Here is a 12,791-nt window from a genome sequence, read left to right on the forward strand (position 1 = left end):
GCCCGTAGCAGATCCGTCCCCACCGTGGGGGGATGTCCACAGGTGGGGTGCCGTCCACAGTGGGGGTTGCCGTGTGGTCGCGGCGGCGGCGCGGCGCCGGCAGAGTGCCGTGCTGTGTCGAACCTGTCGAACCGGGGCCGCGTGGCCGTCGTGATCGTGCTGCTCGTGGCCTCGACCCTGCCGGCCTCCCGCCCGACGCCGTCCGGCGCCGCTGTGGCAACGGCCGGGCCGCCTGCCGTGTCACCGCCCGGTGCCGGTGCCGGTGCCGCTGTGGTGGCGGTGGCCCGGCCGCCTGTGGTGTCGCCGGCCTCCGGCCCCGGGGTGGGTGCCGTGGCGCGGCCTGCCGCGGTGCCGTCGCCGGCCCGGTCCGGGGCGCCCGCGGCCGGGATGCCCGCGGGGCGCTTCCGCTGGCCGCTGGCCGGCACGCCGCGTGTCGCGCGCCGGTTCGACCCACCGCCGGAGCCCTGGCTGCCCGGGCACCGGGGCGTGGACCTGGCTGCCACCCCGGGCGCCGAGGTCCGCTCGGCGGGCGCCGGGGTGGTCCTCTTCGCCGGCATGGTGGCCGGGCGGCCGGTGGTCACCGTCGGGCACGCCGACGGGCTGCGCACCACCTACGAGCCGGTCCTCCCCGGCCCGGCGGCCGGCGCCCGCGTCGCCGCCGGCACCCCGGTCGGCCTGCTGACCGCGGGGCACCCCGGCTGCGCGGCGGCGGCGTGCCTGCACTGGGGGCTGCGTCGCGGCGAGGAGTACCTGGATCCGCTCGCCCTGCTCGGGCTCGGCCCGGTCCGGCTGCTCCCGCTCGATCCGCCGCCCTCCGGGCCCGCCGCTCAGCCCTGGGCGAGCAGTGTGGGCAGCCGGACGGCCAGCCGGTCGTACTCGTCCGGCGTGTTGTAGACCTGGCCGCACAGGCGCAGGTAGCCGCGACCGTTCCAGGCGGCCGTCGACACCTCGACCGAGAGCCGGTCGGCGATCCGGGCCCGCAGGTCCCGCGCCGCGTCCATCGTCGTGGCGAGGCCGGGCGGCAGCGGGATCAGCCGCATGGCGACCGTCGGTCCGCCGGGCTCCGGCAGGTCGGCCGGCGGCACCCCGAGCGCGTCCCCGACCACCCGTTGCCCGTACGCGGCCAGCGCCGCGTTGTGCGCCCGCACCCGGTCCAGGCCGAGGCTGCGCAGCGTGAACAGGCCGACGGGGGCGGCCAGCCAACCGGTGTAGTCGAGGGTCGCCTGCCACTCCACCCGGGTGGGGAACCCGCTGCCCTGCTCCCAGGAGACGACCAGCGGTTGGATCCGTTCCCGCCACCGCTCGGCCACCACCAGCGCGGCCGTGCCGCGCGGCGCGTACGCCCACTTGTGCAGGTTGCCGACCCAGAAGTCGGCGCCCACGGAGGCCACCGTGGTCGGCAGCATGCCCGGGGCGTGCGCGGCGTCGACCAGCACCGGCACCCCGTGCTCCCGGGCCACCCCGACGATCGCCGCGGTCGGGAAGAGCCGGGCCGTCGGCGAGGTGATCTGGTCGACGATCAGCAGCTTGGTCCGCCCCGGACGCAGCCCGGCCCGGACGATCTCCACCACCTCCTCGTCGGTGGCGGTCAGCGGCACGGGCAGCGCCCGCGACACCGCCCCGGTGCGGGCGCACTCCCGGTCCACCGAGAAACCGACCGCCCCGTACCCGTGGTCGGTGGTCACCACCTCGTCGCCAGGGCCCAGCCCGAGCGACTGCAGCACGATGGCGGCGCCCGTGGTGGCGTTGCCGACCAGAGCCGTGCCCTCCGGATCCGCGCCGAGAAAGGTGGCCAGGTGCCGCCGGGTGTGGGCGATCCGGTCCACCAGGCCCTGGGTGAAGAAGCGGAGCGGGTTGGCCTCCATCTCGTCGCGCAGGCGCTGCTGGGCGCGCTGCACGGCGATCGGGACGGCGCCGAACGATCCGTGATTGAGGTGGCTGACCGACGGGTCGAGGGAGAAGAGCAGCCGAGCCCCGGGGATCGGCTCGGGCGGCTGCGGAACCGTCATCGGGCGATCGTAGCCCGCCGTGGATCATCAGCCCGCCGCTTCCGTCCAGGCGCGGGCCCACGCCGTCCGTCGGCCGGCCCGTGTCGCCGCCGAGGAGGTCAGGCGCGCGGGTGTGCCTGCCGGTACGCCGCCCGCAGCCGCTCCACCGACACGTGGGTGTAGATCTGGGTGCTGGCCAGCGAGGAATGCCCCAGCAGCTCCTGCACGGCGCGCAGGTCCGCGCCGCCCTCCAGCAGGTGGGTGGCGGCCGAGTGCCGCAGCCCGTGCGGGGTCACCCGCGGCAGACCGGCGGCCTCGGCGTACCCGGCGACGATCCGGCGCGCGGTGGTGGGGTTGAGCCGGCCGCCCCGGGCCCCGAGCAGCAGCGCGCGGTCCGAGCGGGGCGCCGCCAGGGCCGGCCGGCCCTGGGCGAGCCAGGCGTCCAGGGCCCGCTGCGCGGGCACCCCGTAGGGCACGGCCCGTTCGCGCCCGCCCTTGCCGAGCACGCGTACCACCCGGCGGCCCTGGTCGACGTCGGTGACGTCCAGGCCGCAGGCCTCGCTGATCCGCACCCCGGTGCCGTAGAGCAGTTCGAGCAGCAGCCGGTCCCGCAGCAGTACCGGATCGGGCTCGCCGGCACCGGCCGGCGCGGCGGCACGGCCCGCCGTCGCGACGGCCCGGCCGCCGACCGCTCCGGCGTCGTCTTCCCGTGGCGGCGCGTCGCGCTCGCCCCGGGCCGCCCCGCCGCGTCCGGTGCCGGGCGGCGCGTCGGCCCGGTCCCCGGTCGCTCTTCCGCGTTCCCCGCCGGGCGGTGCGCCGACCGGCTCCCGGGTCGGGCTGGCGGTGCCGCTTTCGGGCCGGCCGTCGTTGCCCTCCCGGGGCTGCGCGGCGTCGGTGGGCGCCGGGGTCCGGCTCCGGTCCGGGGCGTCCATGAGCGCGGCGGCCTGGTCGGCCCGCAGGACGGTGGGCAGCTCGCGGTGCGCCCGGGGACTGGCCAGCGGCGCGGCCACGTCGCCGGTCAGCAGGCCGGCCCGGTGCGCCCAGGCGCTGAACGTGCGGGCGGCGGCGGCCCGCCGGGCGAGCGACGTCCGGGCCGCGCCCACCGTCCGCTGCTTCGCCAGCCAGCTCCGCAGCACGGTCAGGTCCAGCTCCGACAGGTCGGTGCAACCCATCCGCACCGCGTGGTCGAGCAGCGAGACGAGGTCCGTCACGTACGCCCGCACGGTGTGCGCGGACCGGTTGCGCACCCGGGCCAGGTGGTCGGCGAAATCGTCCACCGCCTCCCGCATGGGTGCCGGGAGTGTCTCGTGGACCGCCCGCGTGCCCCGCCGCCGGTCCGTCATCGGGGATTCCGGCGGACTGGCCCGCGCCGGGGGCACCCGGGGCGCTCCGGCGCGGTGGACGGGCGGTCGGACGGCACCGGTCCAGCGTACGGGCGCGGGCCGGTGTCGGCCGACCGCCGCCCCGCCCGGCGGAGCGGCGGGTCGGTGGTGGCCGACCGTCGTTCCGGTGGCAGGGCGGCGGGTCGGTGGTGGCCGACCGTCGCCTCGTGGTGGAGCGCGTCGACGGCCGGCGGGTCCGACGGGTGGATCGGCACCGCGCCGGAAACCGGAGCGGATGCGGCGCGGCGCGCCGTTCGGGGTGGCTGACCTGGGCCTGGACAGGGGAAACTGTTCCTACGAACAGGACAGTGGCAACGTTCCCGGGTCGCGACGGGCGGACGGCGGCGTTGCCCACGGGTGCCGACACCCCGTCACGGCGGGCGGCCGGGCGCTGGGGGCGTCCGGCGTGGTGGCGGCGCGGAAGGGTGATTCGCGAGACCGATCGGAACGGGCGTCCCCGGGGTGGCGACGCCGGTGGGAGGAGGGACCGAGCGTGGGGGTGGATGCCGTCCTCTACCGGCAGGTGCGGGCCGGGCCCGTTCGCCGCCAGCCGTCGTACGTCTCGACCGAGGTGGTGGCGGACCCGCAGGATGTCCTGCTGGACCTGCTCAAGCGGGTGCGGGGCGGCGGTCGTACGCCGCTGCTGGACCGGGTCGACCCGCTCGGTGAGCTGGTGGTGGACGTCGAGGGGGTGCCGCAACTGCTGGCCGAGCTGCGCTGCCTGGCCGAGGTGGCCCGGGCGCCTGCGGAGGTCGACCAGGTCCGCCGGCTGGTCCTTCTGGCCCGGCGCTGCCTGACCAGCCGCGACGCCGAGATCCGGTTCGAGGGCGACTGAGCGCACGGCCCGGCTCGGCCGGGGCAGCTCCGCAAAGCGGCGGACGGACCCCGCGAGCCAGGCTCGGGCCCGGTCAACTCCCCGCAGCGGCGGACGGACCCCGCGGGCCAGGCTCGGGCCCGGTCAGCTCCCCGCAGTGGCGGACGGACCCGGGCCGACGCCCGTCGGCGCCCGGCCACCCCCGGTCGCACGCTCCGGCGGCGGCGCGAGGGCGTAGCCGCCGTCGCGGCGCACCACCATGGCTAGTTCCTCCAACATGGAGAGCTTGCGCATGGCGGTGCGCAGGTCCACCCCGGCACGCGCCGCGACGCGCTCGAGGCCGATCGCCTTCCGCCGGGGCAGCGCCTCCAGCACCTGGGCCGCCTCGTCGTCGAGCCGGTCCCGGGGGCGCTCCGGAGCGCGGACGGGCGACGCCAGGTCGTACCCGATCCGACCCACCTCCTCCAGCACGTGGGCGGCGCCGGTCACGAGGCGGGAGCTGGGCTGCTCGCGGAGCACCTCGTGCGCGCCCACGGACATGGCCGAGGTGACCGGCCCGGGCACCACCATCGCCGGCCGCCCGACGCCGATCGCGCGGTTGAGGGTCTGGGTGGCGCCGCTGCGGGCCGACGCCTCGACGAGCACCGTGCCCACGGTCGCCGCCGCGATCACCCGGTTGCGGATGAGGAACCGGGGTCGCAGCGGTTCCGCCCCGGGCATCCACTCGCTCAGGAGCAGGCCACTCTCGGCGATCCGGTCGAACAGCGCGGCGTTGCCCATCGGGTACGGGCGGTCCAGCCCGCAGGCCAGCACGGCGACCGTGAGCCCGCCGGCGGTCAGCGCGCCGCGGTGCGCGGCGGAGTCGATGCCGAACGCCCCTCCGGAAACGACCGTCCAGTCCCGGTCGGCCAGCCCGTAGCCCAGCTCGGTGGCGACGTGCGTGCCGTACGGGGTGGCCGCCCGGGCGCCGACCACGGCGACCGATCGCGCCAACGCCTCGCCCAGCGGCCACGCCCCGCGTACCCAGAAGCAGAGCGGTGGGGCGGTCTCCAGGTCGACCCGGCGGCCGGTCCCGGACAGCTGGAGCGCCCGCAGGTCCGCCACCTGGGCCGGCCACTCCCCGTCCTCGGGGGTCACCAGCCGCGCGCCGAGCCGCTCGGTGCGGCGCAGCGCCTGTTCGGCCACGGCTCGCGCGTCACCGGCGGCGGAGCGGGCCGCCACGGCGGACCGGAGCGCCGAGTCCGGCGCGCCGCCGTCCAGGAGCAGGTCGAGTGCCGCGACCGGGCCGAGCTGGTCGACCAGCCGGTGCACCGACCAGGTGCCCGGCTCGGTGAGCCAGGTCAACGCCACCCGCGCCAGCAGGCGCTCCTCGGTGCCGCTCATGCGCCCTCTCCCGTCCTCAGTTGGATGGCCTCGGCGATGTCCCCGCCGTCGGGGCGGTCCCGCCCGTCCAGGTCGGCGATGGTCCAGGCGAGCCGGATGACCCGGTCGAAGCCGCGCGCCGACAGCGAACCGGTGTCGAGCCGCTTCCGCAGCTCCCCGGTGTCCCGCCCGGGCAGGCGCCACGGTGGCCGGCGCAGGTAGGGGCCCGGGATCTCGGCGTTGAGCCGCCGGCCGGTCGAGGCCCAGCGGTCGGCGGCGGCCCGTCGCGCCTCGGCGACCCGGGCCGCGACCGTCGCGGACGACTCGTTGGGGGTGCCGGTCTGCATCAGCTCCGCCGCGCGGACCGGGGGCAGCCGCACCTGCACGTCGACCCGGTCGAGCAGCGGGCCGGAGAGCCGGCCCAGATAACGCCGCCGGGCCAGCGGGGTGCACTCGCAGTCGGCGTCGCCCGACGGCTTCGCGCAGGGACACGGGTTCGCGGCCAGCACCAGCTGCGTGCGGGCCGGGTATTCGGTGGAGCCCTGGGACCGGGCGACCTGGACCCGGCCGTTCTCCAGCGGCTGGCGCAACGCCTCCAGCGCTCCCTTGCTGAACTCGGCGGCCTCGTCGAGAAAGAGGACGCCCCGGTGGGCCAGCGACACCGCCCCGGGCCGGGCCAGCCCGGACCCGCCGCCCACCAGCGCCGGCACCGTGGCGGTGTGGTGTGGGGCCTGGAACGGGGGCCGGCGGAGCAGCCGGCCGCCGGGCGGCAGGAGGCCGGCGATCGAGTGCAGGGCGGTGACCTCCAGGGCGGCGTCGTCGTCGAGCTCCGGCAGGACCGACGGCAGCCGCTCGGCCAGCATGGTCTTGCCGGCGCCCGGCGGGCCGAGCAGCGCGAGGTGGTGCCCGCCGGCCGCCGCCACCTCCAGCGCCCGGCGGCCGAGCCGCTGCCCCGCCACGTCGGCGAGATCCGGCCCGCCGGTCACCGGAGTGGGCGTGTCGGCCGGCGGGGTGAGCAGCGGCGTGCCGTCCCGGACGAAGGCGACCAGCCGGTGCAGGGTGTCGACGGCGCGGACGTGGACGCCGGGGATCACCGCCGCCTCGCCGGCGTTGCCGGCCGGCACCACGACCCGGGTGAACCCGGCCCGTGCCGCGGCGGCCACCATCGGCAGCACGCCGCGTACCGGGCGGACCGTGCCGTCGAGGCCCAGCTCGCCGAGGACCACCGTGGCGTCCAGCGGCACCAGCGGCAGCTCGCCCGAGCCGCCGAGCACCGCCACGGCGATGGCCAGGTCGAAGGCGGAGCCGTACTTCGGCAGGGTGGCCGGCAGCAGGTTGAGGGTGATCCGGCGGTTCGGCCACTTCTGGCCCGAGTTGACGATGGCCGCCCGGACCCGGTCCCGGGCCTCGTGCAGCGCGGTGTCGGGCAGGCCGGAGATCACCACGCCGGGCAGGCCGGGGGCCAGGTCGGCCTCCACCTCGACCACGTGCCCGGCCATCCCGACCAGGCCGACGCAGAGCACCTTCGCGTAGCTCATGGTCAGAACGCGCCCCTCAGGTGCTCGACCCGGGCCGGCCCGGCGACCGGGAGCCGGACCGCAAGGACGTCGAAGCGGACCTCCTCGGCCGTGGTGCCGGTCGCCGCGAGCCAGCGCGCCGCCAGCCCGCGCAGCAGGCGCGCCTTGGCCCGCACCACCGCCTCGGCCGGACTGCCGAAGTCCTCCGTGCGCCGGGTCTTCACCTCGCAGAAGGCGAGCACCGGCCCCTCCCAGGCGATGATGTCGATCTCCCCCTCGGGGCACCGCCAGTTCCGGGCGACCGGGCGCAGCCCCGCCTCGATCAGGTGCCGGACCGCGCACCGTTCGCCGTACGCCCCGACGGCCTGGTTCCGCTTCGTCATGCCGGCCAGCGTGCGGCGGGCGGGCCGGCGCCGGGTCCCGGGCGGGACGGCCTGTGGACGGCGGGGGCCCCTGTGGACGGACGCACGATCATGCTGCCGCTGTGCTAGGCCGCGCGGGGCCGACGCTGTGCGGAGTGCCCGTGATGACCGGCTATGTCGTCCGTGACCAGCGGCGATGCGCCGGACGACCGGAATGGCGCGCGTGGTGCCGGTCGCATACCGTGCCGGTCGTGGACGGACGACGGAGCTTTCCCGACGATCAGCAGGGGTCGCACTGGAGCGACCGCGGGTACGAGCCGGACTGGCGCGCCGCCGGCGAACCGCGCTACCGCGACGACGACTTCCCGGCGCCGGAGCAGCGCACGGGCGAGAACCGGTACGGCGACCCGGCCCGGTTCGGGTCCGCCGACCCGCTGGGCGACGACACGGGCGGCTGGCGGCCGCACCGGCTGGACGATCCGGTGGAGACCTCCGGCGAGCTACCGGGGGAGCGCGGCGGCCGGCGGGCGGCCCGCGAGTCCGTCGACCCGCTCGGCGCTGACCGCGCCGCCGACCCGCTGCGTTCCGACCCGGTGGCCGGCTACCCGGCCCGCGAGGCCGCCGGAACGCTCGCCGCCGACCGCGCCGCCGACCCGCTGCGTCCCGACCCGGTGGGCGGCTACCCGGCCCGCGACTCCGCCGACCCGCTGCGTTCCGGCCCGGTGGGTGGCTACCCGGTCGTCGAGTCGGCCCGCCCGGCCGGGCCGGTCCCGGCCGGCCCGGCGCCGATCACGGTGGGGGACCGGCCCAGCCCCGGCGGGGCGACCCCGCTGACCGTCGGGGAGCGCCCGGGTGGCCCCGCGCCGGAGGCGCCGGCCGCGTCGACGCCGCACCCGCTGGAGATGCCGACCGGCCCCATGCCGTCGCTCGCGCCCCGGCCCGACGGCCCGCCGCCCGGTGACGGCGTCTACCGGACCCGCCGCCCGGCCCTCGCGGTGCTGCTCGCGGTGATGGTGCTGGCCCTGGAGGTCCCCGCGCTGCGGGTGCTGCTGCGCGGCCTGGTCGGTGACCCGGTCTCCACCTCGCACGTCGTGGTGGGCACGTTCCTGGTGGTCGGGTTGCCGATCTTCGGCACCGGCCTGTACGGGCTGCGCACCGGAGGGCTGGCGCTCGCCGACGGCAGCCGCGGCTGGCTCCGCCCGCCGACCGCCTACCTGACCGTCGGCCTGGTGCTCTTCCTCGCCGCCGCCCTCGCCGCCCGCTGAGCGACCGTGCCGGCCGGACGGCCCGCCCCGCGGACGGCCTGCCCCGCGGACGGCCTGCCCCGCGGACGGCCCGCCCCGCGGATGGGACGGCCCGCCCCGCGGATGGGACGGCCCGCCCCGCGGATGGGACGGCCCGCCCCGCGGACGGCCCGGTCTGCCGGCCCGGGCCCGGCCCCTCGGCGGCAGGACTGGGCGCCGTGCGGTGGTGCCGAAAGGGACCGGATGGGCGTTCCCGAACCCCGGGACCGGGGGGGGGCGGGGAAGGGGCGTACACTGGTCGACTGGCGACCGCCTTGCGCGGTCGACCTCGCGCGCCCTCTCCACGGATCTCGTGGGGCGGCGGCCTCCCTGGTCCCGATTCTGGTCGGGCCCACCATGGCCGGCGACCGGGCGCCAGGCGTCCGGCCGCCGGCCGGACGGGACAACCAGGGACAAACAGGGAGTACCCACCATGGCCGTCGTGACCATGCGTCAGCTGCTGGAGAGCGGTGTCCACTTCGGGCACCAGACCCGGCGCTGGAACCCGAAGATGAAGCGCTTCATCTTCACCGAGCGCAACGGTATCTACATCATCGACCTGCGCCAGACCCTCGACTACATCGAGAAGGCGTACGAGTTCGTGCGCACCACGGTGGCCGGGGGCGGCAGCATCCTCTTCGTCGGCACCAAGAAGCAGGCCCAGGAGGCCATCGCCGAGCAGGCGACCCGGGTCGGCCAGCCGTACGTGAACCACCGCTGGCTCGGCGGCATGCTGACCAACTTCCAGACGGTGTACAAGCGGCTGCAGCGCATGAAGGAGCTGGAGGCCCTGGGTGACCTGAGCGGCACCGCCGCCGGTTACACCAAGAAGGAGACGCTCCAGCTCTCCCGCGAGAAGATCAAGCTGACCAAGACCCTCGGTGGTCTGCGGGACATGCAGAAGCTTCCGGCCGCGGTCTGGATCGTCGACACCAAGAAGGAGCACATCGCCGTCGACGAGGCCCGCAAGCTGGGCATCCCGGTGATCGCCGTGCTCGACACCAACTGCGACCCGGACGAGGTCGACTTCCCGATCCCGGGCAACGACGACGCGATCCGCTCAGCCGAGCTGCTGACCAAGGTCGTCGCCGCCGCCGTGGCCGACGGTCTGATCGCCCGCTCCGGCCGTGGCCGTGGCGGCGACGAGAAGCCGGAGCCGGGCCAGGTCGGCGCCGACGAGCCGCTGGCCGAGTGGGAGCGCGAGCTGCTCGAGGAGCCGAAGAAGGCCGACGAGCAGCCGGCGGCCGCCGCCGAGCAGCCCGCGACCGCCGAGCAGCCGGCGACCGCCGCCGCGGAGTGATCTCGCCGTCGCGTCCCCACCGTCCGTTTTCGCGGTCGGTGGGGCGCGACGGGTACGCCGGGCAGAACCGGCCCGGAGCCGGGCAGACCGGCGGCCGAAAATCCGGGTAACCGGCAGCCAGACATTCGAACGCAGTCTCAAACACCGAAGAGAGAGTCATGTCCAACTTCACCGCCGCGGACGTCAAGAAGCTCCGCGACCTCACCGGCGCCGGCATGATGGACTCCAAGAAGGCGCTGACCGAGGCCGAGGGCGACTTCGACAAGGCCATCGAGATCCTGCGCGTCAAGGGCGCCAAGGACGTCGGCAAGCGGGCCGGTCGCACGGCCGCCAACGGCCTCATCGCCCACGCCGGCCAGGCGCTGCTCGAGCTCAACTGCGAGACCGACTTCGTCGCCAAGAACGACGCCTTCATCGCGCTGGCCCAGCAGCTGGTCGAGCACGGTGTGGCCAGCGGCGCGACCAACGCCGAGGAGCTGCTCGCCAGCACCATCGACGGCAAGAGCGTGGCCGACCTGATCCAGGAGCAGTCCGCCAAGATCGGCGAGAAGCTGGTGCTCAACCGGTTCGCCAAGCTCGACGGCACCACCGCGGTCTACCTGCACCGCAAGAGCCAGGACCTGCCCCCGGCGGTCGGCGTGCTGGTGCAGTACTCGGGCAAGGCTGACGAGGCCGGCGACGCGGACGCCCGCGGCGTGGCCATGCAGATCGCCGCCATGCGGCCGAAGTACCTGACCCGCGACGAGGTCCCGGCCGAGACCGTCGAGTCGGAGCGGCGCATCGCCGAGCAGACCGCCCGCGAGGAGAACAAGCCCGAGGCGGCGCTGCCGAAGATCGTCGAGGGCCGGGTCAACGCCTTCTTCAAGGACTTCGTCCTGCTGGAGCAGGCGTCGGTCGCCGACAACAAGAAGACGGTGAAGCAGCTGCTGGCCGACGCCGGCATCGAGGTGACCCGCTTCGTGCGGTTCGAGGTCGGCCAGGCCTGAGCCGCCGCGCGGGCGCGGGACGCGCCCGGGCGCAGGGAGAACGTCGACGAGGAGGCCGCCGGTGTACGTGACAGGCACCGCGGCCTCCTCGTCACATAGGGTCGGCAGCGGCAGGTACGCGGTACGCGGCGCCCACGAGGTGCGCGACGGAAGGGGCGGGTCGGATGACGCAGGTTGTGAGTGACCGGAGCCTGGCGGCGGATGACCCGACCGCCCCGCCGCCCGGTCGGGCCCGCCGGGTGGTGCTGAAGCTCTCCGGCGAGGTCTTCGGCGGCGGCGCGATCGGCGTCGACCCCGACGTCGTGCAGGCCATTGCCCGGCAGATCGCCACCGTGGTGCGCCGTGGCGTGCAGGTCTCGGTGGTGGTCGGCGGCGGCAACTTCTTCCGGGGCGCCGAGCTGCAGAAGCGGGGCATGGACCGGGCCCGCGCCGACTACATGGGCATGCTGGGCACGGTGATGAACTGCCTCGCCCTCCAGGACTTCCTGGAGAAGGAGGGCATCGAGACCCGGGTGCAGAGCGCCATCACCATGGCCCAGGTCGCGGAGCCGTACATCCCGCTGCGGGCGATCCGGCACCTGGAGAAGGGCCGCGTGGTCATCTTCGGCGCGGGCGCCGGGATGCCCTACTTCTCCACCGACACGGTGGCCGCCCAGCGGGCGCTGGAGATCCGCGCCGACGTGGTGCTGATGAGCAAGAACGGTGTGGACGCCGTCTACACCGCGGACCCCCGGATCGACCCGACGGCGAGCAAGCTCGACTCGATCACCTTCTCCGAGGTGCTGCGCCGCAACCTGCGGGTGGCCGACGCCGCGGCGTTCAGCCTCTGCATGGAGAACGGCCTGCCGATGCTGGTCTTCGGCGCCCAGGGCGACGACACGATCGTCCGTGCCGTCGGCGGTGAGAAGATCGGCACGCTGATCACCGCCTGACCGGCGCCGCCGGTCCGGCAGCGGTCCTCCGACAACAGCAGCACCAGCACAGCCCACGACGAGCGACAGAAGGAGGCGAGGAGACCGGTGATCGACGACACCCTCCTCGAGGCAGAGGAGAAGATGGAGCGGGCCATCGAGCACGCCAAGGAGGAGTTCGGCGGGATCCGCACCGGTCGCGCCAACGCCGCCATGTTCTCCCGGATCGTCATCGACTACTACGGCAGCCCGACCCCGCTGCCGCAGATGGCGTCCATCGCCGTGCCGGAGCCGCGCATGGTGATCATCAAGCCGTACGACAACTCGCAGATCAACGCCATGGAAAAGGCGATCCGCGATTCGGATCTCGGGGTGAACCCGAACAACGAGGGCAACCAGCTGCGCATCGTGCTCCCGCAGATGACCGAGGAGCGGCGCCGCGAGATGATCAAGGTCGCCCGGCACAAGGGCGAGGAGGCCAAGGTGGCCGTCCGCAACATCCGCCGCAAGGGCAAGGAAGAGCTGGACCGCCTCGTCAAGGACGGCGAGGTCGGCGAGGACGAGGGCCGGCGCGCGGAGAAGGAGCTGGACGACCTGACTCAGCGTTTCGTCGCCACCGTCGACGAGCTGGTCAAGCACAAGGAGAACGAGCTGCTCGAGGTCTGAGCGCCCGCGTACCGCCACGGCACCGGTGTGCCGCCGCCCTGCCACGGGTGGCGGCCCGGTGCCGTCGTCGTGCCGGCCCACGTCCGCCGTACGGGCTTCCCGGGTGCAGTAGGCTCGGCACGATTCCCACCCGCCCCCGGGTGAACGGCGGGAGTCGGCCGGCCGTCGGGCCGGTCAACCGGAACTGCTCGCGGCTGTAGGGGATGGTCTTGGTCTTGCG

Annotated in this window: 12 protein-coding genes; 7 read left to right on the forward strand and 5 right to left on the reverse strand. The window is 75.7% G+C overall.

What is annotated here, in order from left to right:
* The first annotated feature begins 150 nt into the window (after window positions 1-150).
* The gene (locus tag ACZ6PY_RS22550) at window positions 151-894 is read left to right on the forward strand and encodes a murein hydrolase activator EnvC family protein (RefSeq protein WP_466075217.1); all 744 of its coding nucleotides are present in this window, start codon (window positions 151-153) and stop codon (window positions 892-894) included.
* Here the strand turns inward: ACZ6PY_RS22550 and ACZ6PY_RS22555 are convergent.
* Both ACZ6PY_RS22555 and ACZ6PY_RS22560 read right to left on the reverse strand, forming a co-directional pair.
* Window positions 828-2,009, reverse strand: coding sequence for an aminotransferase class V-fold PLP-dependent enzyme (locus ACZ6PY_RS22555; protein ID WP_466074863.1), 1,182 nt, complete (start codon window positions 2,007-2,009; stop codon window positions 828-830). The genes ACZ6PY_RS22550 and ACZ6PY_RS22555 overlap by 67 nt on opposite strands.
* 98 nt (window positions 2,010-2,107) lie before the next feature.
* On the reverse strand, window positions 2,108-3,331 hold the full coding sequence (locus ACZ6PY_RS22560) for a tyrosine-type recombinase/integrase (RefSeq protein ID WP_466074864.1): 1,224 nt from the start codon (window positions 3,329-3,331) through the stop codon (window positions 2,108-2,110).
* A gap of 532 nt (window positions 3,332-3,863) precedes the next feature.
* Here ACZ6PY_RS22560 and ACZ6PY_RS22565 point away from each other — a divergent pair.
* Window positions 3,864-4,205, forward strand: a complete 342-nt coding sequence (locus ACZ6PY_RS22565; RefSeq protein WP_466074865.1) for a hypothetical protein — start codon at window positions 3,864-3,866, stop codon at window positions 4,203-4,205.
* Window positions 4,206-4,328: 123 nt separating this feature from the next.
* Here ACZ6PY_RS22565 and ACZ6PY_RS22570 read toward each other — a convergent pair whose 3' ends face one another.
* The 3 genes from ACZ6PY_RS22570 to ACZ6PY_RS22580 are packed head-to-tail and all read right to left on the reverse strand — an operon-like array spanning window position 4,329 to window position 7,446.
* Window positions 4,329-5,567, reverse strand: coding sequence for a DNA-processing protein DprA (locus tag ACZ6PY_RS22570; protein WP_466074866.1), 1,239 nt, complete (start codon window positions 5,565-5,567; stop codon window positions 4,329-4,331).
* Window positions 5,564-7,084, reverse strand: coding sequence for a YifB family Mg chelatase-like AAA ATPase (locus ACZ6PY_RS22575; RefSeq protein ID WP_466074867.1), 1,521 nt, complete (start codon window positions 7,082-7,084; stop codon window positions 5,564-5,566). Before ACZ6PY_RS22575 ends, ACZ6PY_RS22570 begins: the two co-directional genes overlap by 4 nt.
* 2 nt (window positions 7,085-7,086) lie before the next feature.
* Entirely contained in the window at window positions 7,087-7,446 is a 360-nt protein-coding gene (locus tag ACZ6PY_RS22580; protein ID WP_466074868.1) for a YraN family protein, read from the reverse strand.
* 221 nt (window positions 7,447-7,667) lie between these two features.
* On the opposite strand from ACZ6PY_RS22580, the gene ACZ6PY_RS22585 reads away from it, so the two are divergent.
* The 5 genes from ACZ6PY_RS22585 (at window position 7,668) to frr (ending at window position 12,571) form a co-directional block, all read left to right on the forward strand.
* Window positions 7,668-8,690, forward strand: coding sequence for a hypothetical protein (locus tag ACZ6PY_RS22585; RefSeq protein ID WP_466074869.1), 1,023 nt, complete (start codon window positions 7,668-7,670; stop codon window positions 8,688-8,690).
* A gap of 451 nt (window positions 8,691-9,141) precedes the next feature.
* Complete coding sequence (gene rpsB / locus ACZ6PY_RS22590) at window positions 9,142-10,008, forward strand: 30S ribosomal protein S2 (RefSeq protein ID WP_366646678.1); 867 nt, start codon at window positions 9,142-9,144, stop codon at window positions 10,006-10,008.
* 158 nt (window positions 10,009-10,166) lie between these two features.
* Window positions 10,167-10,994 carry a translation elongation factor Ts gene (gene tsf, locus ACZ6PY_RS22595; protein ID WP_107079213.1) on the forward strand — a complete coding sequence of 276 codons (828 nt, stop codon included), beginning with the start codon at window positions 10,167-10,169 and terminating at the stop codon, window positions 10,992-10,994.
* A 164-nt stretch (window positions 10,995-11,158) separates the two neighbouring features.
* Window positions 11,159-11,926, forward strand: a complete 768-nt coding sequence (pyrH, locus tag ACZ6PY_RS22600; RefSeq protein ID WP_091268664.1) for a UMP kinase — start codon at window positions 11,159-11,161, stop codon at window positions 11,924-11,926.
* Between the two features lie 87 nt (window positions 11,927-12,013).
* On the forward strand, window positions 12,014-12,571 hold the full coding sequence (gene frr, locus ACZ6PY_RS22605) for a ribosome recycling factor (RefSeq protein ID WP_091268662.1): 558 nt from the start codon (window positions 12,014-12,016) through the stop codon (window positions 12,569-12,571).
* Window positions 12,572-12,791: the final 220 nt, after the last annotated feature.

The sequence above is a fragment of the Micromonospora sp. NPDC048907 genome (assembly GCF_055586885.1).